Source organism: Candidatus Nitrospira nitrosa, from assembly GCF_001458735.1.
GTDB lineage: Bacteria > Nitrospirota > Nitrospiria > Nitrospirales > Nitrospiraceae > Nitrospira_D > Nitrospira_D nitrosa.
In genome coordinates, this window is the sequence record NZ_CZQA01000001.1 from 1717146 (window position 1) to 1742732 (window position 25587).

Annotated in this window: 24 protein-coding genes and 1 pseudogene; 15 read left to right on the forward strand and 10 right to left on the reverse strand. The window is 53.8% G+C overall.

Features of this window, described 5'->3' with window-relative positions:
• Position 1 precedes the first annotated feature (1 nt).
• The 5 genes and pseudogenes from COMA1_RS08130 to COMA1_RS08155 all read left to right on the forward strand — a co-directional run bounded on the left by COMA1_RS08130 (position 2) and on the right by COMA1_RS08155 (position 4694).
• Positions 2–1063, forward strand: a complete 1062-nt coding sequence (locus tag COMA1_RS08130; RefSeq protein ID WP_090746371.1) for a hypothetical protein — start codon at positions 2–4, stop codon at positions 1061–1063.
• 210 nt (positions 1064–1273) lie between these two features.
• The gene (locus COMA1_RS08135; protein ID WP_090746375.1) at positions 1274–2383 is read left to right on the forward strand and encodes a DUF2914 domain-containing protein; all 1110 of its coding nucleotides are present in this window, start codon (positions 1274–1276) and stop codon (positions 2381–2383) included.
• Between the two features lie 406 nt (positions 2384–2789).
• Complete coding sequence (locus COMA1_RS08145) at positions 2790–3161, forward strand: DUF1499 domain-containing protein (protein WP_090746381.1); 372 nt, start codon at positions 2790–2792, stop codon at positions 3159–3161.
• Between the two features lie 756 nt (positions 3162–3917).
• A pseudogene (gene speD / locus COMA1_RS08150) lies at positions 3918–4262 on the forward strand (S-adenosylmethionine decarboxylase); the annotation flags it as partial.
• A gap of 93 nt (positions 4263–4355) precedes the next feature.
• Positions 4356–4694, forward strand: a complete 339-nt coding sequence (locus COMA1_RS08155; RefSeq protein ID WP_176697932.1) for an SCP2 sterol-binding domain-containing protein — start codon at positions 4356–4358, stop codon at positions 4692–4694.
• A 5-nt stretch (positions 4695–4699) separates the two neighbouring features.
• Here COMA1_RS08155 and COMA1_RS08160 read toward each other — a convergent pair whose 3' ends face one another.
• The 7 genes from COMA1_RS08160 to COMA1_RS08190 all read right to left on the reverse strand — a co-directional run bounded on the left by COMA1_RS08160 (position 4700) and on the right by COMA1_RS08190 (position 12417).
• On the reverse strand, positions 4700–7885 hold the full coding sequence (locus tag COMA1_RS08160) for an efflux RND transporter permease subunit (protein WP_090746391.1): 3186 nt from the start codon (positions 7883–7885) through the stop codon (positions 4700–4702).
• 89 nt (positions 7886–7974) lie between these two features.
• A complete protein-coding gene (locus COMA1_RS08165) occupies positions 7975–9162 on the reverse strand; it encodes an efflux RND transporter periplasmic adaptor subunit (protein WP_090746393.1) in 1188 nt (395 codons plus the stop codon).
• 30 nt (positions 9163–9192) lie between these two features.
• The gene (locus tag COMA1_RS08170) at positions 9193–9816 is read right to left on the reverse strand and encodes a TetR/AcrR family transcriptional regulator (RefSeq protein ID WP_090746396.1); all 624 of its coding nucleotides are present in this window, start codon (positions 9814–9816) and stop codon (positions 9193–9195) included.
• Positions 9817–9987: 171 nt separating this feature from the next.
• On the reverse strand, positions 9988–10371 hold the full coding sequence (locus COMA1_RS08175; protein ID WP_090746400.1) for a PilZ domain-containing protein: 384 nt from the start codon (positions 10369–10371) through the stop codon (positions 9988–9990).
• Positions 10372–10777: 406 nt separating this feature from the next.
• Positions 10778–11167: a PilZ domain-containing protein gene (locus COMA1_RS08180; RefSeq protein WP_176697933.1), complete on the reverse strand. Its 390-nt coding sequence runs from the start codon at positions 11165–11167 to the stop codon at positions 10778–10780.
• 230 nt (positions 11168–11397) lie between these two features.
• Complete coding sequence (locus COMA1_RS08185; protein ID WP_090746405.1) at positions 11398–11931, reverse strand: hypothetical protein; 534 nt, start codon at positions 11929–11931, stop codon at positions 11398–11400.
• A gap of 3 nt (positions 11932–11934) precedes the next feature.
• The gene (locus tag COMA1_RS08190; protein WP_141654260.1) at positions 11935–12417 is read right to left on the reverse strand and encodes a hypothetical protein; all 483 of its coding nucleotides are present in this window, start codon (positions 12415–12417) and stop codon (positions 11935–11937) included.
• 207 nt (positions 12418–12624) lie between these two features.
• Between COMA1_RS08190 and COMA1_RS08195 the strand changes: the two genes are divergently transcribed.
• The 6 genes from COMA1_RS08195 to COMA1_RS08220 all read left to right on the forward strand — a co-directional run bounded on the left by COMA1_RS08195 (position 12625) and on the right by COMA1_RS08220 (position 18130).
• A complete protein-coding gene (locus tag COMA1_RS08195; protein WP_176697934.1) occupies positions 12625–13122 on the forward strand; it encodes a thiamine pyrophosphate-binding protein in 498 nt (165 codons plus the stop codon).
• Positions 13119–13700: a thiamine pyrophosphate-dependent enzyme gene (locus COMA1_RS08200; protein ID WP_090746414.1), complete on the forward strand. Its 582-nt coding sequence runs from the start codon at positions 13119–13121 to the stop codon at positions 13698–13700. Before COMA1_RS08195 ends, COMA1_RS08200 begins: the two co-directional genes overlap by 4 nt.
• Before the next feature lie 113 nt (positions 13701–13813).
• Positions 13814–14896, forward strand: coding sequence for a pyridoxal-phosphate-dependent aminotransferase family protein (locus tag COMA1_RS08205; RefSeq protein ID WP_176697935.1), 1083 nt, complete (start codon positions 13814–13816; stop codon positions 14894–14896).
• Positions 14893–15612 (forward strand): phosphocholine cytidylyltransferase family protein, encoded by a 720-nt coding sequence (locus tag COMA1_RS08210; RefSeq protein ID WP_090746420.1) that lies wholly within the window; start codon positions 14893–14895, stop codon positions 15610–15612. Before COMA1_RS08205 ends, COMA1_RS08210 begins: the two co-directional genes overlap by 4 nt.
• 51 nt (positions 15613–15663) lie before the next feature.
• Positions 15664–17100: a CDP-alcohol phosphatidyltransferase family protein gene (locus COMA1_RS08215; RefSeq protein WP_090746423.1), complete on the forward strand. Its 1437-nt coding sequence runs from the start codon at positions 15664–15666 to the stop codon at positions 17098–17100.
• Between the two features lie 25 nt (positions 17101–17125).
• The gene (locus COMA1_RS08220) at positions 17126–18130 is read left to right on the forward strand and encodes a lysylphosphatidylglycerol synthase transmembrane domain-containing protein (RefSeq protein ID WP_176697936.1); all 1005 of its coding nucleotides are present in this window, start codon (positions 17126–17128) and stop codon (positions 18128–18130) included.
• Here the strand turns inward: COMA1_RS08220 and COMA1_RS08225 are convergent.
• Both COMA1_RS08225 and COMA1_RS22145 read right to left on the reverse strand, forming a co-directional pair.
• Positions 18106–18591 (reverse strand): PilZ domain-containing protein, encoded by a 486-nt coding sequence (locus COMA1_RS08225; protein ID WP_090746430.1) that lies wholly within the window; start codon positions 18589–18591, stop codon positions 18106–18108. The genes COMA1_RS08220 and COMA1_RS08225 overlap by 25 nt on opposite strands.
• Complete coding sequence (locus COMA1_RS22145; RefSeq protein WP_090746434.1) at positions 18591–18989, reverse strand: flagellar brake protein; 399 nt, start codon at positions 18987–18989, stop codon at positions 18591–18593. Before COMA1_RS22145 ends, COMA1_RS08225 begins: the two co-directional genes overlap by 1 nt.
• 431 nt (positions 18990–19420) lie before the next feature.
• Between COMA1_RS22145 and COMA1_RS08235 the strand changes: the two genes are divergently transcribed.
• The 3 genes from COMA1_RS08235 (at position 19421) to COMA1_RS08245 (ending at position 23293) form a co-directional block, all read left to right on the forward strand.
• Positions 19421–21430: a carbon starvation CstA family protein gene (locus COMA1_RS08235; RefSeq protein WP_090746436.1), complete on the forward strand. Its 2010-nt coding sequence runs from the start codon at positions 19421–19423 to the stop codon at positions 21428–21430.
• Positions 21431–21633: 203 nt separating this feature from the next.
• Positions 21634–22131: a YajQ family cyclic di-GMP-binding protein gene (locus COMA1_RS08240; RefSeq protein ID WP_090746439.1), complete on the forward strand. Its 498-nt coding sequence runs from the start codon at positions 21634–21636 to the stop codon at positions 22129–22131.
• Between the two features lie 148 nt (positions 22132–22279).
• A complete protein-coding gene (locus tag COMA1_RS08245; RefSeq protein ID WP_176697937.1) occupies positions 22280–23293 on the forward strand; it encodes a WD40/YVTN/BNR-like repeat-containing protein in 1014 nt (337 codons plus the stop codon).
• A gap of 9 nt (positions 23294–23302) precedes the next feature.
• Here the strand turns inward: COMA1_RS08245 and COMA1_RS08250 are convergent, their stop codons facing one another.
• Positions 23303–24406, reverse strand: coding sequence for a hypothetical protein (locus tag COMA1_RS08250; RefSeq protein ID WP_090746445.1), 1104 nt, complete (start codon positions 24404–24406; stop codon positions 23303–23305).
• A gap of 269 nt (positions 24407–24675) precedes the next feature.
• Between COMA1_RS08250 and rsmH the strand changes: the two genes are divergently transcribed.
• Positions 24676–25584, forward strand: coding sequence for a 16S rRNA (cytosine(1402)-N(4))-methyltransferase RsmH (gene rsmH, locus COMA1_RS08255; protein ID WP_407921313.1), 909 nt, complete (start codon positions 24676–24678; stop codon positions 25582–25584).
• Positions 25585–25587: the final 3 nt, after the last annotated feature.

Below are 25587 nucleotides of genomic sequence, written 5' to 3' on the forward strand. Positions count from 1 at the left end.
CGTGCGAGAGCGGCGGTGGGAAACGACGGCGCCATTGAGTTTTCAGCAAGCTCTCGCAGTCGGGGAACGGCTGGCGGCTCTGGGGTTGAAACCTGTCTCGCCGGCTCAGGATGTCATTTGTTACGTCGAGGAATGGACGGTCTCGTCTCTCGATGCCATCGATCAGCTTGATCCGTGGGCGACGGAAGATGTCACGCTGATCCATGTACGGGAGGGGTGGCGCGGGGATTTCTTTCTCCTATCCGGTGCCTATCATACGGTCTACCAGCGTCATCAAGACATCGGGACCTATTGCTCCATCAGCCATCCCTGGCGCATCCGAGAGCGCCTGCGATTTCACGAGCCGCGCGCCATGTGCTGGATCGGATTTCGCCATGCCCATTCGTTCATTCGAATCCGGCTTCAAACGAGCCAGGTCATCGCACCAGGGGAAACGCGGGGTGATACGGACCGGATGCGATGGCTGGACGAGCGGCGAGCGGCATTTCTGGAAGCGATTACCCTCTTAGATCTCCCAATCGAAACCTACGTCGAAAAGGAGGCCGTAGTCCTGCGACCCATCGACACGTCTTTTCCGTTCTTCTGCTCCTGGCCTGATGCGTTTGGCCCTTGCCAATTTGAGTACAATACGTCCGATGCGTTTGAGTTCCTCGTCCCATCCAGCAAGCTCGCAGAGACGTTCCATCCTGAACCGGCCGGGGTTCGAACCTATCTGACGGGGTTTTCCGAAGCGGCGTTGGCCGAGTTCCAAGCCATCGAGCCGAGTGCCCGGCTTATGTATCGATGCTCGGTCCACTGCCCGCTGGATGAACTCCCTGAGATATTAACGGCGATCGGGCCTGATGGGGTCCTCTACGCCACGCTCTGTGAGTTTCAAACACAGACGCTCTTACCCGACCGGGGCGATGCTTCTGCGATCATCGGTATTGTTGGAGGTCATCAACAGTTCAAGGTTGAAGTACGTCTCAACCAAGCGCCGCTCCCAGAGGACAATATGGCACCATGGTTGGAACGATTGATTGGGTATCCGGTCGTATATGCGCCGCTGCCCGCCTTTGTGTGACGGCACGCTGAAAAAGATTTCCAACGTGGTTCTCGCTTCGGAAAACCCATCACCGTATCCCAGAGGGTACCCTTTCGGTACTGTTCTCGTCTGCGCCTCGTTGAGGGACCTTGTCGAGTATCCAGAGAATCCGTCTCTGACATGGGGTAGGTTGCCGGGCGATTCAGTACGTGGATTGAATAATCGAACGGGATTTCGCACAGGAACGGCATGAGTCCTCTGGTCAAAGTTCAGTCGCTTCTCACAAAACCGTTCATGCCGGCTGTGTTTTTCCTCTCCGGCGTGACGTACGATACGCTGACGCTCACGCGGATAGACCGGCTTCAAGATAACCTCATCCTCCTGCTGTATCTTGCCATGCTTGGGGCCTTGATTGTGATGACAGGACGACTCGGGATCGAGTCTCCGCCGGATCCTGAACAGCTTGCGGCATCCTCACCCTTCATGCGCTGGGTGTTGGAGAGCCGTCCGTACTATCCTATGGCCAGTCAGTTTCTATTAGGCAGCCTCTTCAGTGCCTATACGATTTTTTATTCGCGAAGCGCCACCTTCTCCGGTACCGCAGTGTTCTTTGCCCTGCTGATCCTGCTCTTGGTGGCCAATGAGTTCTTGCGTGACCGACTCTCGAATCTTCGATTACTCATCAGCCTCTATGCGGTGGTCTGCTTTGCGTTCTTCACGTTCTTCTTGCCCGTGATCACCGGCTATATGAATGCGATAGTTTTCGCAATCGGGGCTCTGCTGAGCGTCGCGGTGATCTTACGCGTGGCTCAGTTGATCTATCGAAACAATCCAGACCGATCACGAGAGGAGGGCATCGGTGTCACTGTTCCCGCTGCGGCGTTGATCGGGATTCTGGTCGGGTTTTATTTTTTGAATTGGATTCCTCCCGTACCGCTCTCGCTGAAGTTCGGAGGGATCTATCATGACGTCAAGCGACCCGGAGCCCAATTCGAATTGGCGTTTGAAAGACAGTGGTATGAGTTCTGGAAACAATCAGATACCACGTTTCCCTCCAATACCCCGATCTATTGCTTCACGGCTGTGTTTGCTCCCGTCGATCTCAATACCACAATTCATCATCACTGGTACTATCGTGCTAATAGTAACCGGTCTTTTTCACATGCAGACAAAATTCCACTCAAAATATCCGGTGGTCGAGAGGGAGGCTACCGTGCATACAGTTTCAAGCAGGGCCTGGATGTTGGTGAGTGGCGTGTGGATGTCGAAGCCAAAGACGGACGCATTCTCGGGCGCGTATATGTGGATGTGGTTGACCAAGGCGATGCACAACCGACGCTGGCGACCATCTCCTATTGAGGTGGTGTCATGAAACGCCTCCGCGATTTGCAGCTACTCGAAGAACCGAGAAGCGGAGGGGCGAGAAGTTCAACGAGGAGACCACGTTGTCTCTATTCCCGAACCTTTCTGAACAAAGACGAAGAGGTGAGGATTCAGGAAAGGCAGATCAGGTCTCTGCCGATAGAAGTGCTCCGAGTCGTCGGCAATGCTATCCTGCTTGAGCACACAACTCGACTTGGTAGCCGCCAGGCGGTTGCTGGCGTGGAACGCATGCTGATAGGCATGAAAATCGCCAACTATCGGAAGGTTTCCCTCAGTCTCCCCTCGAGCCCATCGCGACAAAGACGTCCCTGGGTTTATTCCCGCTGATGCGGGGCTAGTGGTTGAAGTCTGGTTGCGGGCGATAGTGGGGGAGGGTAAAGTGATGACTGCTATGAGCAAACGGACCTTATCGGCATGTCCCTCGAGCCCCAACTGCGTCTCAACCCAAGCGACTGATGAGGAGCATGCGATCGCACCGTTCCGGTACGCAAAGGCTCGTGCCGAGGCAAAGGAATTCCTCAAGGTTATAATGGCGACGTTGCCGCGCACCAGGTTAGTCGATGAGGACGACTCGTATCTCCACTATGAGTTCACGACCCTCTTGCTCCGCTTCGTGGATGACGTCGAGTTTCTCTTCGACGAAACCACCAAGACTATTCACTTCCGTTCTGCTTCCCGCACCGGCTATAGCGATCTTGGTGTGAACCGGAAGCGGATGGAGCAGGTGCGGACATTGGTGTCGGGAAAACTCTAGTCTGCATTGTTCGTGAAGGATTCTCCTTCCCTCGCAGACGTGTTGTTCTTTAAGTCTTCGATTGGCCGCTTCACCCTTCGTCGACACCAGGTTTCATAGTTCTCCCGCCATTGAGTAATAGGGTTGTCTGGTCGTAACTAGGAGTTCAACATGAATCAAGCTTCGACCGGTTTGGGACGGCCTGGATCGGGTACGTGTGAGATACTGTCAACAGAGAGGTGAAGTACCTGGGGAACTCATGAGTGTATGGAGGTGACGATTCCGCCTACGCAGAACATGCAAAGGTCAGCTTCCAGAGAGTAAAATAGCAAGCACAGTCATAGGGTTATGGCTTGGATGTCACGCGACGGGTGTGCTGAAAAATGCACTTAGGGCAGGTGTAATGGATAAACTGTTTTCCCCCGACCAGTCGTTTGGTCATAAGCACTTTGCACCAGGTGCAAAGGCGATCCGGCAATTCAATTCGAGGTACGTCTGATGTAGAGACCATGCTGCCTATTCTTCCTGAGCGTCGAGACCTTGTCAACTAATCGATGAAGGCCTTCCTACCGGAGCCAAAATATTCTTTATCATCCCATACGATTAGAAGAAAACATGGTATAGTTCACGCATGACAGGTTCTGTCTTTTCAACCATCTTACAGAAAGGGACCCCCCCTCTATGAGTACCTCGGCTAGTTCCGAGTCCACCATCTTACCATCCACTGCCCCTGAGGCTGCTGCCCGTCCTATCCAGGATATGGTGGGAAGCGGCAAAGCCTGGGGACTCTGCACTGCTGTTGACCTCCACGACTGCAATCCTGAGCTTATTCGAGATGCTGAATATATCAAGCGCTATGTGATCGAGCTCTGCGAGCTCATCGAAATGAAACGCTTCGGCGAATGTCAGGTCGTCGATTTTGGTGATGGACCTGTGGCCGGGTATTCGATGGTGCAGCTGATTTCCACATCCTTGATCAGCGGCCATTTTGCGAACGCCACCAACCACGCCTACCTCGACATTTTCAGCTGCAAAGGGTATGATCCCACCGTTGTGGAATCGTTCTCAAAAGAGTTTTTCGGTGCCCGTCGTAGTGTTGCGACGGCCACGCTCCGCTACTAGACTCTCATCCGCATTGAGATCGCGTCGGGGGCGCAGAGTTGGCGCCCCCGACGTGTTTTATAAACCCTAATTATCATGGGTATGATTACAGCTATGAAAGTCACGACCATCAATGAGGTGCTTCACTCCCTACCCGACAAGCTCGACAAGTATGCTGCGGAGGGTCTCGATGCCGTCTATCAGTTCGATCTCCAGGGGCATCAAGGTGGGCAGTATCACCTGCTGGTGCAGAATGGGACCTGTGTCGTGAAAGACGGCGTTCATGCTGATCCCCACGTGACCTTGTCGATGACCGGTGAGGACTGCATCAGGGTTCTGAATGGACAATTAAGCGGAATGATGCTGGCCATGTCAGGTCGGTTGCAAGTCGCCGGGGATGTTGGACTGGCCATGCAGCTGAAATCCCTGTTCCCCAACATCACTGAGGATTGATGTCGCTACTCCGGCGTCGCCACGGCAGTTGGCGTCGCTGGTATGGAATGGTCCCGCTCTGCTTCCAGATTTCTCGGCACCCACTCTTCTAAAATCATATACAGCGTTGGGATGAGAAAGATGGTGAGTAAGGTGGAGACACTCAGGCCTCCCACCACTGCTCGTGCAAGGGGTGCGTTCGTTTCCCCGCCGGTTCCCAGCCCGATTGCCATGGGCAGGAGCCCAAAGATCGTTGCCAGTGAGGTCATGAGAATCGGTCGCAACCTCGTGCGGGCGGCGGCCACCACGGCGTTCTGTAGGAGCGCCCCTCGGCGTCGTAACACGTTGGTGTAATCGACCAGTAACACGCCGTTCGAGACAACAATCCCAAACATCATGATGATGCCCATCAGCGATGCGGTTGAAAGCGTCGTGTTGGTAAGGAACAGGATCAAGATGACGCCAGGGAAGCCCATGGGCACTGAAAACATGATGATGAACGGATCGATGAGCGATTTAAATTGAGCGGCCATCACCATGTAGACCAGTAGGAGTGCCAGTATGATTGCGAACTGCATCCCCTGAAAAGTTTCACGCTGTTGTTGAATTTGCCCGGCCAGCTTGATGCTGAATCCTGCCGGCAGCTGAAGTCCTGAAAAGGCTGACTCCAGATCGTCGGCAATCTCGCCGAGTGTGCGAGTAGTGGGATTGGCAGTCAGGTGAATCACACGCTGGAAATATTTGCGATCGATTTTGACCGGGCCCGCATTCAGTTTGAGCGATGCCACATTCTTCAGCAACACGGGGTCGCCGGTTTTGCTCGTGAGGAGGATGTTTTCCAGATCGGAGAGATTGGCGCGGTGCTCTTCGGCTAACCAGGCACTGATGAAATACTCGTTTCCGTTGTATGGGTCTGTGTAGATAATGGGGTCGGTTTGGCCATTCCCGTTCAAGGAAAAGAGTACGGTATTGGCCACATCCGCCTCACTGATACCGAGGAGTGCGGCTTTTTCTCGATCGACCGTGACATTGATTTCCGGGTAGTTTTCTTCCCGGCTGGGTTCGATATCGGCCAGACCGGGAGTCCGCTCCATGATCTCCTTGACCCGCGCGATGACCTCCCGTGCTTTGTCAAAATCATACCCATAAATTTCGACATCGACGGCTTTTTGTGACCCAAAGCTAGTGACGCGTTTGACGATCCCCCCAGGGTCGAAATACATCGAGACACCGGGAAACAGTTTCACGATCTTTGGGCGGACGTCATTCAAGATGTCGACTTGGCTCCTAGTCCGTTTTTCCGGTGAGACCAAATACACTTGAATCGATGAGGTATGAGGCCCGGTATTGGGGTTAAACAGTGACGAACGGCCCTGAGACAAGATGCCGGTACTGGAGACAATGGTTTCCAGTTCATTCGAAGGGATGACCGTACGAAGGACCCGCTCGACTTCCGTGACTTGCTGCTCGGTCCGTTCCACTCGTTGGCCGACCGGAGCCCGCAGGACGATGCGGAACTGACTCTCATCGGACACAGGCAGGAATTCCGTCCCGATCAGGGGAATCAAGGTGAGTGAGCCCAGAAAGATCAGCAGAACCGCGAGGATGAAGATACGGCGGTGCCCGAGTACCCACCGCAAGGAATCTTCGTAACTCCTATCGATCGAGTCATAGCGGTGGCGGCTCCATTCCATGAGTGCAACCAGCCAGCCTGGCATCGTTCGATGGGCTTCTTGTTCAGGACGGAGGAATTTGTAGCAGAGAGCAGGTGTGACGGTGCGGGAGACCAAGAATGATGTAAAGAGCGCGATCGCAATGGTGACCGTCAAGGGAATCAGCAATAGGCGTGCGATACCGACAACGAAAAACATGGGGAGAAAGACCACCACGGTCGTCACAGTCGATGCCAAAATCGGCATGGCCACTTCTCGGGCGGCATTGAGGATACTGTCCCACCGGCTGGGGTTGGTATTGAGGTGCCGTTGGATATTTTCCAGTTCCACGATGGAGTCATCGACGAGTCGACCGATGCCGAGAGCAAGTCCTCCAAGCGTGAAGACGTTCAAGGTTTGTCCTGTGAAATAGAGCACGATGAAGGTGACCAGCATGGAGAGAGGAATGGCGACGGAGACGATCAGGGTGCTCGTCAGGTTGCGCAGAAAGATGAAAATCACTGCTGCGGCCAATAATGAGCCGTGAAGGGCTTGTTCGACGAGATTGCGGATGGACTGGCGTATATAGAGCGATTGGTCAAACGAAATGGTGAGATTCACTCCCTCCGGGACTCCAAGTATCTTGGGTATGGCTGCACGTAGGGCATCCACAACTTCGACCGTATTGGCGATCGGTTGTTTGTTCACACGAAGGAACACGGATCTGGCCCCGTCTGCGTGGACGATATTGGTTTGAATATCAGACGAATCGGTCACGGTTCCCACATCACGCACCCGGACTGGGTTGCCTTGCGGATTCACCTTGATGATGACGTCTTGGATCGGCTCCACGGTGCGAAATTGATTGTTGGTAAAGACGTTGTAATCAAGATTGCCGGCTTTGACATCGCCGGAGGGGAGAATGACGTTTGAGGCTTTGACGGATTTCACGACATCGAGAATCGAAAGCCCGCGGGCACTCAGCAACGCAGGGTCGAGATTGATATTGATTTGGCGGATTCTCCCGCCTTCGACCGTGGCTGCAGCGACATTCGCGATCTGTTCGATTTGCGGGGCGATGGTGTTGTACGCCAGATCGTACAGGGCTCGTTCGTCCAGTTCGTCACTCGCCACCGACACGATGGAGACGGGGATATTGGACACGTCAAACTTGACGATAAAAGGCTGAAGAATGCCTGGCGGGAGACTATTTAAAATCTGGGTAATACGCTGCATGACCTCCATCTGCCCAACGTTGATATCGGTCCCCCAGTTGAACCAGATCTGCACAGCTCCAAGGCCCTGTTTGCTGAATGATTCGACATGCTCGACATTGGATGCAGAGCTCACCGCTTTCTCGATCGGGTACACGACACTTTGTTCGATATCGAGTGGAGGGGCTCCTTTATAGATGACGCCGACAAACGCAACGGGGACCTGAATTTGGGGGAAAAGATCCACCGGCAAGCGTTGAAGGGCCGTGAACCCCAGCACGACCATCGCGAGCGAGAGCATGAGGATGCCGATACGATTGCGCAATGCGAGAAGGGTCAACCACATATAGATTGATGAAAGGTGTAGGGATAGACGTCAGCGACCGAGTCATGAAGGGCAAATAGCAATCGTGTCACCCCGTTGCGTTTCACGTTTTACATCTCACTTTTCACTGCATCCAATGGTTGGGTTTGCACCGGTCTTCCGTCGTGTACCAAGTCTTTACCAGATACGATGACCGATTCATTGCCTGTCAACCCCTTGGTGATCTCAATGCGATTGCGGCTGCGTGCTCCGACCTCAACTTCGACGCGTCGGGCTTTCCCGTCTCGAACCACATAGACGTATTGGGTTTCTTCCAGCCGGCTCACGGCATCGATGGGGATCTGTAAGGCTTGGCGGTGGGTTCCCACCAGGACTTCGACTCGAGCAAACATGCCTCCTTTGAGCCGCCGGTCACCGTTCGGGAGATCGACCTCTACGGTCATGGTACGGGTTGCGCGATTCAAGGCTTGGACAATGCGCGTCACCGTTCCTTCGAAGACATGGTCTGGATAGGCTTCCGCGCGAAGCTCAGCCTTTTGTCCAACTTGCACGAGCGGGATATCTCGTTCAACGACCTCAATCAACACGCGGACGGTATTGATATCATGGAGACTCATGATGCCCCGCGACATCGTGGACGTGCTCGCGGTTGCGCTGCTGACATACGCACCGGTATCAAGATTCCGTTCCGCAACATAGCCCTCAAAGGGGGCTCGGATGTACGAGTAGGTCAAGTTTCTCTCCGACTGGGCCAGTGCAACCTCCATTTGATTGACTTGGGCTTGGAGTGAATCTTGTGCGGCCCTGGCGGCATCCAGGTTGACCTGAGCATTATCCAAATCCTGCTGAGACACGAATTGGTCTTTGATGAGAGTCTGCATACGATCGAACGTCAGCTTGGCGTTACGAAGGACGGCATCCTGTTGTGCGACTTTTGCCTTAGCGGCCGAAAGGTTGGCTTTGGCTTGGTTCACGGCATGGTGATAGTCCGTATGGTCAATTTCAACGAGTAACTGGTTGGTTTTAACAAAATCACCTTTATCGACATGCAGCATGGCGATATACCCGTCAACCCGGGAGAAAATGTTGACGACCTGATAGGGGGAGATATCCGCTGTATAGGCTAAGCGAATGTCGATGTCTGCCCGAATCGGTGGTGCAATCCCTACCGTGACCACACGCGCTCTCACTGTGTCAGTTTTGGCACCGGTGGTGAGGCGCAGGACCACCAGACCAATGACTGCCAGAACAACGATCATGCCTAGAGCGATCAACGGATGACGAGCAAGTCGGCGCATATCAGGATTGGATCATGATGGGTTGAGTCATTACCGAATGAGGCCGTTGAGGAACAGGGAGACATATTCCTCTACGGTCGCCTCATGAGTCAGATGCATGGGTAAACCCAGAATGTCATGGAGCAATCCATGATGGACCATGATACCGAAAAAAGCTCTCGCCGCAAGCACTGGATCCACTGGGCGGTAGGCACCCTCATTGATACGTTGTCGGATATAGCCCGCAAGGAGATCATGAAATACTCGATACTGTTGTTGAAAAAACATATCCGACATCGCATGACCTTCTAACGCACTGAACAGGAGTAGCCGAAATAATATCGGGTCTGCTCCCTTTCTGATTCGATAGCCGGCAAGCAACATGAAGAGTCGCCTATCGTCTCGCTTCGCGGCAGCCTCTTCAACCGATTCCTGTAGTCCGGTGTAATCGGTTTTCTCAGAAAGGATGGCCGAGTACAGTGCGTGCTTGGTAGGGAAGTGCTTAAAAAGCAGTGCCTCGCTGACACCTGCTGCCAGCGCGATTTGTTTTGTTGTGGTCCCGCTAAAACCGTTCGTCGCAAAGAGTGATGCTGCTGCGCTGATCAAGCTCGCCTGCCGTTGATGACCTGGCGTCCTCGCTGGTTGCCGGCGAGCCGGTTTGACAACGTTGTTCATGGCAGGTGAGTAAGCACTCACCAAGGTAGCACGTCGTTTGATTGAAAGGCAAGATTTCATCAGAACTTGGTATCACTGGTATTGAAAGGGCTGATCAGCTCGCGATGACCATCTCGCGAACGGGATGGTCATCGCAGAGGGGTTGAAGACCAATTGAAGGAAACGAATCGACTACGCTTGGCCGACTGAATGGGTGTGAAGAAATGACCGCAGTCTCTCGCCATCAGAGAGGCTGAGGTCATTGAATACGACACCAAATAAGGAGCCGCTACTCCAAACGACCGTCGACTCCAGAATGGATAAAGGCTCATCCCGATCGGAAAGATACAAGAACAATGTCAGCTCCATGCCCACCGGGACACGAATATCACCACGAAGACCGAGGCCACTTTCCGAGAGGTCCACTATGGTCCCGTCTCCAATGAGCACATCCTCACCAGACACTCCCGAGTACATGAGCCCAAAAGAGACGCTCTTTCTTGATGCTCTGCGGCGCTCAATTGAGTGGTGGGATTGATGTGGTTTAAATCGGGCCGTTCCCCTTGCCTGTCTCATGGATGTCCCTCCTGATTGATTCGATAACCGTAGCTCATTGCCGTGCTCCCTCCCGATTCTGTTCCTCCTTCCTTGAGTGTCTAAGACAAGTTTCCGCTTTCCGCCAGGTCATCCGTTTGCCTATTTGTTGCAGATCTCATCGGTTTTGGAAGGCTACTGTCAGGTTCAAGGCTAGCGTGGTAAGGCATCTTTGCCCTCCCTCTTATGTGGGGGGAAGAACCCATCCAGAGGTTGGGGCATCAGCGGTATGTGAAAGGTCGTGAGGTATCTCAACCCGTTACAGGAGTGAACTCAGTCAGGAACAGTCTTATTCCTGCTGAGCCGAGGGCTGACTAACGAAAATCTCAGATTTTCAGGTTAAAGGAACACGGCGTAAGGGATGGTTGGCCACTGTACCTGAGAGAGGTTAGATCAGCCGGAAGCGCGTCCGTTGGTCGCTCACCGTATTATGGGAAATACTTTTCCAAATAAAGTTCTGAATTCGTTTCCGGTGGTCTCGGCTCAAGTCCAGAAATCGGACTGAAAACTGACTACCTGAAACCCAGACAACCAGCGCTGATTCTAACGATAATGTCGGCAATCCATCTGGAAGTGCAATGGTAAGAGTCAGGAGGGTCCCGCGGGTGACATGCTGATCCGTGATGACGTGGCATCCGGACACCGAGATGTTTTTTGTGAGTCCCTCCCCTTGATGCGGTTGAGTGGGAACCTCGCCTGTATAGCGTACACGACAGGTAATGGCGACACGTTCGGCACATCGCTTATCGAGGGGGCTGTACTGCTTTCGTCCAATCATGATTGACTCGAGGATCATAACGTCAGTGGTGTGGTTTGCAAAATGAATTCAGGAATAGTGGAGCTTCACGACAAGCAACTCTCTGGGAATGTGGGTAAGAATAGTCTAGGTGAGGGGGGAGCGAGTAAAAGGGGCCAGCAATGGGCGGGAAAGTCTTTGATTGAGGGACGAACTGCTACGACGAGAACATAACTCAGGCCTTCCGATTCGTCTCTGCGACTCGATAATGATCAAAAAGCTGTGGTCGATGTCTCATCGGTCAATTTTTCAGGCAGGGTTCGACTTTCAAAAAATATAATGCCGCGTTCAAGCCCACCTTCAAAGCGCAACGTCACCTCCGTGTATAGTCCGTGCCAGGTGTAGACCTTGACCGAACCAGCAGCAATTTGGCCTGGTGTACGATCAAGGGGACCATATCGCGATTCCAGATAGCTCAGGATCTTGGCGTGGGTCGCGTGACCGGTATACCGCACAGTCACGCGACCAAACTTCTTCTCAAAGGTTGTAAACCGTAGAGAGTCTACAGGGACTGTCCCGAGCATGGGAGTCCGCTCGCTCAATTCGTAGGTCTCCAAACGGCCTGCCTCATCGATCTTTGAGTACGCTTTCATTTCTCCAAGAATCGATCCCCATGGAATCATCTCAAATCCATCAGGATCATTTGCAATCGGGGCTGCAGATGAGAAACGGTTCGCCTCTAAGAAGGTCAGAGGTGCCAATACCGTTACGAGGAGCGCTAATCGTCCCAAGGGATGCCTCGTCATAACTTACTCTGCAGAGTCAGTGATGTCGTCGTTGAACCGAGGAGCAAGGGTTCGACTATCAAAGAAAATGTAGCCTCGCTCTGTTCCGGCTTGGTAGGTCAGGTTGATCTCCGTGTCGGACCCACGCCAGGTATATTGCTGTGTGAGGCCTCGCGCCATTTGCCCTGGTACGCGATCCAATCGGCCGAAACGAGTTTCTAGAAAGTTGAGAACCTCTTTATGGACGTCACTGCCGCGGTAACGGATCGTCACCCGTGCGAATTGGTCATCGATCGAGAGGTAGAGAATGCTGGTCATCTGAGTGTCAGCAAACGAGAGCGGATCTGTCTTAGGTCGATATTCAATGATGTGGGCGCTGGAGCGAAACGGTTCCACGTCTTGACGGGAGGACAAGATCGCCCCCCAGGGGACATCTCGAAAACCCTTCGGGTCGTCCGTCATGGATACCGCCCATGCCGAGTCTATGCCAAGCATCGGGAGGAGCATGAGCGCAGCGATCCATGGATGATGTGCCGGATGGGGGAGAGGATTCATCGTTCGGGGTGGAGTCAGGTGTATAACGAACAATCTCACGCTACCATGTGCTTGATATGAACACAACTACGCAATCTTTCTTGAGAACCCGCAGAGGGCTATCTTATAATGCCCCGGCTTCCGCGAGTGTCTATTGGCTTGGTATGCAGGACATCTCTTGTGATTGACAGCGACGTGTTTGTTCAGGCCATGCAGGATTTGGGGGTAAATTTTTTCACCGGGGTTCCGGATTCCATCCTTGGTGGAATTATCGCGGAACTCATGATTCGAAGGGTCTATATCCCGGCCGTCCGAGAGGATGAAGCGGTCGGCATGGCAGCTGGCGCATACATGGCGGGGAGGGTCCCAGCCGTTCTTATGCAGAATTCTGGGCTCGGGACTTGTTTGAATACACTCATGTCGCTCAACTTGATCTATCGCCAGCCGTGTCTGCTGATTGTGTCATGGCGGGGCCAAGGTGAAAGCGATGCGCCCGAGCATCTTGTGATGGGCGAAGTCATGCCGCAACTGCTTGAGACAGTGAGGATTCCCCATCGCACATTGACCGAAAAAACAGCCGTCGAAGATTTGCGCTGGGGCATCGATACCTTGCGGAAGAGGCAGATCCCCGTCGCGCTTGTCCTGACAACGGGTGTGGTGAGGGGATTGCACCCATGAGACCTGAAGAGGGCACTCTGATCAGTCGGGCTCAGGCGATCGCGACCTTGTTGGAATTGTTGACCGATCAACCCGTCGTGATCTGTAATGGGTTCCCTTCGCGGGAGGCACACAAGATTGCCGATCGCCCCACACATTTTTATATGATTGGATCTATGGGGAATGCCGCTGCGATTGCACTCGGCGTCGCATTGGCGAAGCCGAACAAGCAGGTGGTGACGTTCGATGGGGACGGGAATGTGCTGATGGGAATGGGGACACTTGCGACGGTTGGTGCGTTGCGACCAAGGAATTTTATCCACGTGGTGTTCGACAATGAAGTGTATGGGACGACGGGGAATCAGCCTACGATTTCTAATGTGGTGCCGCTGGACAAGGTCGCCAAATCAGCCGGCTATGTGAATGTGGAGCGGGTACTTGATCGTGACGATCTTATCTACGAGTTTAAGGATATGCTGAAGAAAGATGGTCCCAGTTTGTTGCTGATCAAGGTCAATGAGTTTGTCGAAGATGCAGGCCGTGTCGTGCATGACCCCTTCGTCATTACCCAGCGGTTCATGAAAGCGATTGAGGGGTAGGGGCACGGCAAACGTCCCTTGTGCTCGCTGACCGCGCATGATCGCAATGTGCTCGGTCAATGCGCGCAGTGAAGGGAAGTTGGTTAGGCTCCTATGAAAGGGAGGAGAGAAGAATGGTTCTCCTGAATCCAGGTCCGGTCAATGTCTCAGAGCGTGTTCGTCAAGCGCTCGTGAAGCCCGACATCTGCCATCGAGAATCAGAGTTTTCCGAGCTGCTTCATCGTATCCAAACCAAACTGCTCACGGCTTTCGTTCCTGGGGCTGAATCGGAATACGTGGCTGTCCTTATGACGGGGTCAGGGACCGCAGCCGTCGAGGCCGCATTAATGTCGTCGCTTCCCCATGGTAAGCGCATGCTCATCCTCAACAACGGCGTCTACGGTGAGCGGATGTCTCAGATCATTGGACTCCATCGCTTGGGAGTAAGCGAGCTGAAGTATGAGTGGACGGTTCGTCCCGATCCCGAACGGCTGCTTCTTGCCCTCCGTCAGCATCCAGAAGTGCATGTCGTGGGCATGGTGCACCATGAGACGACGACCGGACTTCTCAATCCTGTCCACGAGATCGCTGAAATTGTCGACAATCAGAATCGCGTGTTTGTGCTTGATGCCGTCAGCGCATTGGCCGGAGAGACGCTCGATATCGGCAAGTCGCATATCTACATGGTCGTAGGCACGGCGGGGAAATGCATTCAGGGGTTTCCCGGCGTGTCCTTCGTGCTTGTCCGGAAGGGGTTCGTCGAAAAAATGCGCGCGTACCCAAAGCGCTCGTGGTATCTCCACCTGACTCATTACATCGACAACGAAGGGCGTGGGATGATTCCGTTCACGCCGGCTGTGCAAGTCTACTACGCATTCGACGAGGCGCTGGATGAGCTGCTTGAGGAAGGCGTATCGAATCGTATTCAACGCTATAAGAAGATGGCGACGGTGATCCGTGAACGAATGGCGAAGCTTGGAGTGAAAGCGCTTTTGCCGGTCGAACGACAATCAAATACCATTACGGCGTATCATCTGCCGGAAGGCGTGTCGTACCAAAACTTGCATGATCAGCTCAAGCAGCAGGGGTACGTGATTTATGCCGGGCAAGGCAACTTGGAGAACAAGATTTTCCGTGTCGCCAATATGGGAGCGCTGACCGAGGAGCAGTTTGGCGGATTTCTCGATGCTTTCGAACAGGCGTGTCGTCCAAGATGAAAGCGATTATTCTTGCAGCAGGAGTCGGCAAGCGGCTTTGGGAGGTCACGCAACATCGCCCCAAATGCTTGATTGAGATTGGGGGGCGATCACTCTTATACCGCTATTTGGAATCACTGGCTGCAGTCGGGATTCGGCGAGTGGACATGGTCGTTGGATATAAGCAGGAGATGATTCGTGCCGCAGTTGCACAGGACCCATGCGGTATCCGCGTCAACTTTCTTGTCAATGAACAATTCCAGCGTGGCAGCATCTCTTCTCTTTGGGAGGCAAGGATGCTGCTGGATGACGATGTGATCGTCATGGATGCAGATGTCCTATTTCATCGGGGGATCTTGCGTCGTCTCGCTCTGTCGCCGTTTGAGAATGCCCTGTTGATGGATGAGACCGTCAAGCAAACGGGTGAGGAGTGTATGGTGGTTGTGGCTGGGGACAGAGTGATTGCCCTCACGAAAAAGATGCCGGACCACTACGACTATGCCGGCGAGGGGGTGGGGTTTCTTCGGGTGAGGCATGCCGACACCCCTCGGGTCGTCTCCTCTCTCCGCGGATACATCGAGAAAAATATGTGGCACATGGAGTATGAGGACGCGCTGTTGGAATATTTCCACGATGTGCGGGTGGGGCATGAGAAGATCGGAGGATTGCCCTGGACCGAGATCGATTTTGTCAATGATATAAAGAAAGCTGAGTTGGAAGTTTTGCCAAGATTGTGAGAAAGTGACAGGTGTAAGCGAATATTGTCGTGCATCGTTAGCAGTAGAACCATGAGCAAAGGTATTCTTCAGAAGCGAGTCGAGATCCAAGGATTGGCGACGGCAATTTTGCTCCCGTCGGCTGGAGTGTTTGGAGGACCTGTCGGATCGGAGGTCGGCGAACTAGGTCCCCTCACCAACGTTGTTGGGATCGGCCTTTTTCAGCGAACCGTCCTCACATTGCAGCGAGCCGGGATTCGGCAATTGATCGTTCTCTCCGGGCCCGAGGAGGAGCAGCTGAAGCATTCCCTGGCGAAAGGACCGCGTGTCACCATTCCCGTCCGTTGGATGCCGATCCGAGAATTTCCCATTGATGATCCTCGGACATGGGAGGCCTTAGCAGCAGAGGTTCGAGGATTTGCGCTTATCGCCAGCATCAATGGCGTGTTCTCACGTGGGCTAATTGAACAATTACGCAAGGATGTGCGCGATGGGCATGCCATCGTGGTGGCCCAACCTAGGCCACAGCCGGACGAGTTACCGACGAGTAGTGGCGTACGCGTCAAGATTCCCTATCCCGGCCTGACGGCCATGGCATCCGATCGTCTCGACGAGTCAACCCTGTTGGTCGCTGAGCTTCTCGTTGTTCCAGCTAGCCTCATGAACGCGGCAAATGTGGGTACGTATCAAAAAGGGAGCACGCCGGTTCGTCAGTGGATCGAACAGGTTGCAGGGGATGGGCGACTGCATGTGGTGACGGCTGAGGAAAAGCGAGGGACATGGTATCAGCCGGTGCGGACATCGGAGGATGTGGGAAAAGCCGAACAGAAGTTGTTTAACTCGCTCAAGGGAGACTTTGAAGGATTCGTCGATCGGTATTTCAATCGGAAAGTCTCTCGTGGGTTCACACGGCTGTTCCTTGAGCTCGGCCTGTCTCCCAATTCCATCACGGTCTTAGCCGGACTTATCGGGCTGGTGGCTGCTGCGGGGTTTGGTCTGGGAACGTACAGCGCTGGTATTTTGGCAGCACTGTTGTTTCAGCTGGCAGCGGTGATTGATTGCTGCGACGGAGAAGTCGCTCGATTGACTTTTACAGAGTCGCCATTCGGGGCCTGGCTCGATATCGCCCTGGATAATCTCGTTCATATGGCAATATTCGCGGGGATTGCTATCGGGCTCTATACGGCACAAATCGGGCAAGAGGATGATTGGGTGCCACTTGCGCTTGGTGGAGCGGCCGTGCTGGGCAATGGTATCTCGTTCCTGCTCGTCGAAAAGGCGCAAAAGATCAAAAGCTCGGTCGGATGGAGGACTCCGGCTCATGCGGCTTGGGCTACCGTAATGCTCAAAAACGTCGCGAGCCGTGATTTTTCAGTTTCCTTGATCGGGTTTGCGCTGTTCGGCCAGCTCTTTTGGTTTCTTCTGTTTGCGGCGATCGGTTCTCTCCTATTTGCCTGTGCCATGGTCTGGGTGATCCGTCCGTCTGCAGTTGCGTTACCTCGGCTATAACTACCACGTTCCCCATCCGACTTACGTGTTGCGCTATATTTTACTTGCCGTTGGCCTCATCGTTCTCTGTCTGCTTGTTTGGAATGTAGGACCCAGCAATATCTACGAGGCTGCATCCAAACTTGGCCCCAGTACGTTGTTCCTGATCTTGATCCCATCTGTCGTGATGTATGTGATCGAGGCCTATGGATGGCACATTGTACTGGGGCAAGCGGCACAACGGGTTCCATTTTGGCGATTATTGGCGATCCGGACGGCCGGCGAAGTTGTCAATATGACCACGCCCGCGTACGTAGGTGGTGAACCGCTGAAGGCGTATCTACTCAAGCAATACAACGTCCCCATTACAGAGGGCGCAGCATCGGTCGTGATCGCCAAGACCACGATGACGATCGCTCAGGTGGTGTTTATTTTAGTGGGGATCGCCTTGGGGTTCTGGATTTTGGGCGCGGGTAGTTCGGCGGGACAGACCATCACTGCCGGCCTGGTGAGTGTGGGGGTGCTGGTTTGTTCCATCGTGGGATTTGTGTTGATTCAGCGGCGCGGACTCTTCGCGTCCATCCTCTCAATTGTCAACACATTGGGAGTGCGGATCCGTGCGCTCGACGCGCAGGAAGAACGTCTGCGCTCTATCGACCAGACGATTCGACATTTCTACAGCCACCACCAAGGAGTCTTTTGCGCGTCAACCGTGATCTACTTCTTCGGCTGGATGGCGGAAGCGCTGGAAGTTTTTGCGATTATCTATGTTCTGGACGGCCCGGCTACGTTGTTGTCGACCATCTCGATCGGTGCGCTTGCCGTGTTCATTAAGGGGGGAACGTTTTTCATTCCAGGTAGTTTGGGGACTCAAGAGGCCGGGAACCTCCTGCTCTTGAACGCCTTTGGTTATAGTGATGTAACGGGTATTACCTTCGCGCTATTGCGACGTTTCCGAGAACTCGTCTGGATCGGGATCGGGTTGCTCTGCCTCGCGATGGTCGGAAAGCGGGGATTGACCGAAGATCAACGGGTTGAGAATCCTTCCTGAACAATCATCCGAAATCGTTCGATCATTCGATCCCACACAAAGCCGTGGAGCCGAAAGTCTGCCGCGCGTTCAACCTTGTGGAATTGAACCCCCATGCGATTCCCCCGGACCCACCGAACTTCCGCCTCTTCCACCGCAAGCGACTGAGCCTGGTCTGGGAGGATTAATCGCACTCGCAGCGGGGTTCCCTGCTGCAGAGCATCCGTGCATTCAATGGTGCAGCCGAACACCGTCAGGTTCATGACTTTTCCCTCTGCAATGGTGTCGGTTGCGGAAAACATCACCGGGTATTGCACGGCAAGGGGGACACGATAGTGCTGGCGGGAATAGGTGCGTGTGAATTCCACGGTAGGGCAGTCTAGTCGAGCGTGTTTGCAAAAGGGAATCCCTCGTTGGTAGGACAAGGCGCGGATATTCAACGGAATCTTGAATGGTGCGGGCAGCTCGCTGTTGGCTCGCATCAGGCGGAATAGTGCTTGGTAAGATGCTCACGTTGCAGATGGAGAATCGTTCTAACCAAGAATTCGCGGTCTTGGGTGCTCATCCGGATGAAACGACCATGAAGACGAAAGGTGTGCGGCGTGTTGTGAATGGGCTCAACTCGCAACACTTCTATGTAGGCTCTGAAGGGTTTCTGGTCAGCCAGTAACAAGGTACAGAGGAGAATGTCATTCGCTTGAAAGGCTGTGTTAATCGTCACGCCGATTCCACCAGCACTAAGATTCACAGGTGCCTTTGAAAAAGAGCCTTCGGACGTATCGGTCTCATGTTGAAGGCAAATGGCAAGGATACTGGTGATACGGTAGAACTCGCGGCGGTCTCTCGGGGAAGATTGCGAGGGGGGTGCATCGGGTGCCATGGTAATCGGAAGTATATCCAAAACGGGGGCGCCAATCCATTGATCGGTTGTCGCCGACCGCGCCGAGTCGGCGGGCGGTGAGCCAGATGGCCTACAACGAACGATTGGCGGCACTGATCAAAGAATAAGTCACATGCCAAAAGGTGTGGAGGAGAAGCTTATGTTCTCTGGTATCAGTCTAGTTACTGCGAGGTGGGGTAATCGTATGGCTAACATGGATACGATCCGATTTGACTCGTTGGTTTTCGACTCCTCCCACTCGTGCCGCCGAGACGAGTCATTTGGGTAGTTGGATCTCTCATGAGGTGTCGATCGGTTCAGCTCTTTCCTTATCTGCAACAGTCCCGGTGTTATGCGCACGCTCTGTGGTTTGAACAGAAAGAGGAGGCTCGCGATTTACAAGCGGCTGGCAGATTGTTAGGATGCCGCGCATGAACGCTGCGGTGAATCTGCTCTGGGTGTTTCTATCCGGCCTCGCTGCGCTGGCGCTGGCTCATGTGGTCGGCGCGGTGAATCCCACTGAAAAAGTGAATGGACTTTGGCTGGTGGTGGCGGCGGCCTGTATCTATGTCCTGGCCTATCGGTTCTATGGCCGTTGGTTGGCCAGGCACGTCGTCGGACTCAATAATCAGCATGTGACGCCGGCGGTGCGGCTCAATGATGGCGTTAATTTCCACCCTACCAATAAAGTCGTTCTCTTCGGCCACCATTTTGCGGCGATTGCGGGAGCCGGGCCGTTGCTGGGGCCGGTGCTCGCCGCGCAGTTTGGGTTCATGCCAGGGTTTCTCTGGCTGGTGATTGGTGCGGTGCTGGCAGGGGCAGTGCAGGACTTCATCATTCTGGTGGCTTCGATGCGGCGCAATGGGCGTTCACTCCCTGAGATTGCTCACGATGAGCTCGGGTCCGTTACCGGAACGGCGACGGCTGTGGCGGTGCTCTTTATTGTGGTAGTGGCTTTGGCGGGATTGGGGTTTGCCGTCGTGAATGCGCTCTATCACAATGCCTGGGGGACCTTTACGATTGCAATGACGATTCCCATCGGTCTGCTCATGGGATTTTATCTGCAGAAATTTCGCCCCGGTGCAGTCGTGGAAGTATCGATACTCGGTGTCCTCCTTCTGATTGCCGCAGTGCTATTCGGTCGTGTGGTGGCGCAGTCGTCCTACGCTGGGCTTTTCGAGTTCGAGAAGCCCGCGCTGGTCTGGCTCTTGGCAGGCTATGGGTTTCTTGCCTCGGTATTGCCGGGCTGGATGTTGCTGGTGCCACGCGGTTATCTCTCGACCTTCATGAAGCTCGGTGTAGTCTTTTTGCTGGGGCTCGGGGTGATCCTCATGGCGCCGACGATTGAGATGCCGAGAGTCACGACGTTCGCCGGCGGTGGTGGACCGATCATTCCAGGCACGCTGTTCCCGTTTCTCTTTATCACCATTGCCTGTGGGGCGATTTCTGGCTTCCACTCACTCGTCTCATCAGGTACGACGCCGAAAATGATTGAGCTGGAGTCGCAAGCCGTAGTGGGTTATGCGGCAATGCTGTTGGAGAGTTTCGTGGGCGTGATGGCGCTGATCGCGGCTTCGGTGTTGATTCCCGGCGATTATCTAGCGATCAATACGACGTTAGGGGCCGATGCACTCGCGATGATGGGCTTTCCCCCTTCGAGAATTGCCGAGTTGTCACAGATGGTTGAGGTGGATGTGGCAGGGCGTCCAGGCGGCGCCGTGTCTCTTGCCGTTGGCATGGCATCGATCTTTTCCGCCTTGCCCGGAATGGCTGGTTTGATGGCCTATTGGTACCAATTTGCGCTGGTATTCGAGGCACTGTTCATCCTGACCACAATCGATACGGGCACACGTGTGGCACGGTATCTTATCCAAGAGATGGTTGGCCGGGTCTATGCGCCCTTTCGTCGGATGAACTGGGTACCAGGCGTGATGGTGAGTAGTGGCCTGGTTGTGGGAGCCTGGGCCTATTTGATCGGGACCGGAAGCATTTCGACGATTTGGCCGATGTTCGGTGCGGCAAACCAGCTCCTCGGTATGTTGGCCCTCTGCATCGGGACGACGGTGCTCATCAAGATGTGGAAATCGCCGTATCTCTGGGTCACGGTGGTGCCGATGTTATTTGTTGGAGTGATTACGTTGACTGGATCGTACGAGATGTTTTGGATGTTCTTGAAGAAGGCAGGAACGTTGGCGGCAGGCCAGGCATTTACTCTCTATCTCGATGCGGTCTTGGTCGCTCTGGTCGCTGTGCTTGGGATGATTGTCTTGAGCGATAGTATCAGGCAGTGGTACGGCTACGTGATCCTGAAGAAGCCCTTCACAACAAGCGAAGTTGTGGTGGTAGCGGGTGGCGGTTCGGCTGGGCGAATGCAAACCGCAATCTGTCATCACAATGAGGAGAAAGGTTTTAAGCTGCCGCATGGAACTGGGTGTTGCTAGCGGATCTTGAAAAAGGCTTCCAGCTGTGTTCTCGCATCGCTCAGAGGCTCGACATACGGAAGAGCGTGTCTCTCGCCTCTACGCTCGCTGCGGCCTTGATCAGTGAAATGCGCGTCTTGGCGCGCTGGGGTACGCGGGTGAGAACGAAGACCTTTTTGAACATCCGAAAGTCGGAAACGAACAGAAAGATGAGAGGATGAATCATGGCTGATCAGTTTTCATTCGATGTCGTCTCAGAAGTGAACATGCAGGAGTTGAAGAATGCGCTGGATCAGGCGACAAAGGAGATCAAGCAGCGGTTCGACTTCAAGGACTCGAAGACGGAGATTACTCTGAAAGAGAAAGAAAAGGAGCTGCTGGTGGTGTCAGACGATGACTACAAGCTCAATGCTGTTCAAGAGATCATTAAGGCCAAGTGCGTGAAACGGGGAGTATCATTGAAGGCATTCGACTACGGAACTATTGAACCAGCTTTGAGTGGGACGGTGCGGCAGGTGGCGAAGATACAAAGTGGTCTGGCGTCAGACAAAGCGAAAGAGATTACGAAGGCGATCAAGGATTCGAAGCTGAAAGTCCAAGGCCAGATTCAAGGCGAGCAGGTGCGTGTCTTGGGTAAGAGTAAGGACGAGCTGCAATCGGCGATTGCCTTCCTCAAGGGGAAAGATTTCGGCATCGATTTGCAGTTTGCAAATTATCGATAGGCAGGACGCTGAAACGGACCCCCAACCGTGTTCTTGGTCGATCGTCCACATCAACATGCAGAACAGAGCCTCCCTCGGCGTCCGATTCTCCCTGCGGCCTTATTGGATGGCCCGTTTGACTGTTCTGAAGCAATTGCAGACCTCTTTGATGGGACATCTGTTCACCTTCCTGGTGTTCGCTGTCGCTCTCGTTGGCTGCGATCGGAGTGATCCGATTGTCCTGATTCAGCTCCATCCCAAGAACCCTGACATCATCTACATTGCGACGAATGATTACATCTATAAGACCCGTGACGGGGGTCAGACTTGGGCGAATCTTTCGCGCGGAATGAGCCATTCCCGTGTGATCGCCATGGCTGTTGACCCCGCGTATCCCGCGACGGTTTATGCGGGAACGAAGGGCGATGCTGTTTACAAGAGCCACGATGGAGGACAGCGTTGGGTTTCGATGCGTTCAGGGCTTGATGATGCGACTATCAGCTCCGTCGTGAATCAGTTCCTCTTTGACCCTGCTGATGCGCAGCATATCTTCATCGCCACGACGATGGGTGTGTTTGAAACCAAGAATGGTGGAGAACAGTGGGTCAAGAAAATGGAGGGCATGAAAGAGGTCTTGATGGTCGTGACCCTTGGAATAGATCCCACTCGTCCGTCGATTCTCTACGCAGGAACGAGCGGGGGCGTCTATAGATCGACTGATCAGGTTGGCCATTGGGAAAAGGTAAACAACGGACTCGTTCCACCGAATATGGTGAAGACCTCAAGAGCCTTGAACGTGACAGCGATACTGGTCGACCCCTATGAATCTGATACCGTGTACGCGGCTACCTTGGCAGGGATGTACAAGACTACAGATGGTGCCAAATCCTGGAAGCGCATTGGGGAATCGCTTGCAGATCAAATGGTTATGGGGATGGTGCTTGATCGAGCGCGACGAGGCGTACTCTATATCACGGGGCGTGATGGGGTGCACCGAAGTGAGGATGGCGGGGCAACCTGGAAGGCAATCAACAATGGATTGATGACTACGAATGTCAGAGCCCTCGCTCAAAGCGAGGTCAATCCGAGGGTGCTCTATGCCGGTACCAACGGAAGCGGGCTCTATCGGAGCCAGGATGCAGGCGAGACGTGGGAGCCGATGCCGTTGGTAGGTGGGGGGTAGTGGGGCGGATTATCGGCGTTGGCTGTTTAAATCGGAATCCCCGATTGCGGCACCGACTCCCCGGCGAGGAACGGTGGAAGATCCGTCACGATTTTGCGAGTGATCAACGGCAAAGCCTGTGCTGCTGGACATACTGGTGTCTTGGATATCTGTGCCTGGTCGATGGGGGAGTTCACTGTCATGAATAGTCTCTCCTCGACGAGGTCGAAGTGACTCATTCACATTGCTGTAAGGAGAAACTGAGGCGCCGATATCCGCGCCAAAGTTGGCATTCAGTCTGGTGTCTTCAATGTCTCCACCGATTCGTGAGCGCAAGGTCGTGTCTTGAATATCCATTCCTGTTGGTGCGGAGGAGGGGGGCTTTTTCGTCTGGAACTCTCTCTTGATCGCTTCTTCCTCCTCGTGAATGTGCAATCTGGCGCGCCCACTGCTCTCATAGTCAACGTCTTTCAGGTTCTGCTGTGCGTCATCCAGTTTCTCCAGGCGGTCGTGGAGGCGAAGCAGGTCTTCGCGAGCACGTGCGACGGTTCCAACAATTTCACTGAGCGTGAACTGTCGCGCAAATGTCCCAAGTTTTGGGGCAACTCCTGGACCACCGCCTAGGCCCCCATTTCCCGTGCCGTTTCCTGGGCCTGCAGTGGTGGCTCCCTCTCCCTTCCCAAATCCTGCCGAATTATAGATGCCTTTTTGCTGGACCGCTTTGAGGATATGGTTCGCCTCGTCGATGAGGTCCACAATATCCGCGGATGCATCGCCGTCCGTGAGACAGCAGGACACAAACGTTCGATAGCGATCAGAAAACCGCGAAGCGGCATTTTGTAAGTCGACGACTTTGATCGGGTCACGCTCTGGGAGGTCAAATCCTCGATTTCGTACGGACTCTTGAAACAATTCAATGGCCTGCTGGTCATAGAGAGGCTTGCATCCGGAGCTTTTGCCGGTCGAAATCTGCTGATCAGGTGTCTTGTTCGGACACCAAAACACCTGAGCCGGTGGATTGAGTGGGTTGTCGGGATTGAAATCTTTCGCCATGGCTTGCCCTGGGGCAAGGAATAAGGCAGTGATAGAAAGGGAAATACCTGTAAGGAAATAAATTAGGGTAGTTTTCCACATAATTTCATTCTCTAACTCAAGGTTGTAGAAGTCAATGAAACTCAAAGAGTTGGATGGTCTGAGTGGATGGAGTTGAGCTGAAAGCGGTAAATGATATGGCCACTTAGATCTATAACGGCAGAAGAATTAGCCTCCATGACGAGTGCCATCTTGAACGTTATCTACAGGTACAACGAGCTGTAAGTCACTGAAATGCAGTTGACAACCAGAAATGCGAGAGTATACTCGCTCGAGTGGTGGGTGAAAGTGGTGGTTAGTGGGTGAAAAAGATTGCTAGTGAATCGCCGCACATATCCGTGTTTGGGAAGGAAGTATGCGAAAGGCTTGTTCTCCATCAGCCCGTTACTATTTTGGACTGCACGGTGGGGTATGGTGGGCATGCTGAGTTGCTCTTGGAGTCTGGTCAGCCGGGAACGAAGGTCATTGGCTTAGATCGCGATCCCGAAGCGATTGAGTTCAGTCGGCAGCGGTTGCGTCGATTTGGAGATCACATCGTGTTGCGTCACGGCAATCATCGAGACTTAAAGCAACATCTTGCAGAGGTCGGTGTTGAGACCGTGGGGGGAGTGCTCTTTGATTTTGGGATTTCTTCTCCACAGATAGACAATGCTGCAAGGGGATTCAGCTTTCAGCAAGATGGCCCCCTCGATATGCGTATGGACCGGTCGATAGGTCCCACTGCCACCGATGTAGTGAACACCAGCCCAGAGTCTATGCTTGCGGACATTATTTATCAGTTTGGAGAGGAGCGGTATGCACGGCGGATTGCCGGGGCCATTGTGCGGGAACGACATCGTTGTCGGATTGAGACGACAGGGGCGTTGGCTGCAGTCATCGCTCGCTCAGTGCCGTCATCGTATCGACACGGTCGAATTCATTGCGCAACGCGGACGTTTCAGGCCATTCGCATCGCTGTGAACCAAGAGCTTGAGAGTATTGAGCCGTCACTTCGAGATGCGACAGACGTTCTGTCGGAGGGGGGGAGAATCTGCGCGATTTCTTTTCACTCTCTTGAAGACCGCGTGGTCAAGCATACGTTCCGGTCTCTGGCGCAAGGGCCTCAGGCACAACTTTCCTTGTGCACGAAGAAGCCAGTCGTTCCATCCAGGGAAGAGTGTGAGAGAAACCCACGGTCGCGAAGCGCTAAATTGCGTGTTGCTGAACGTCAACCGAAGTAGGAG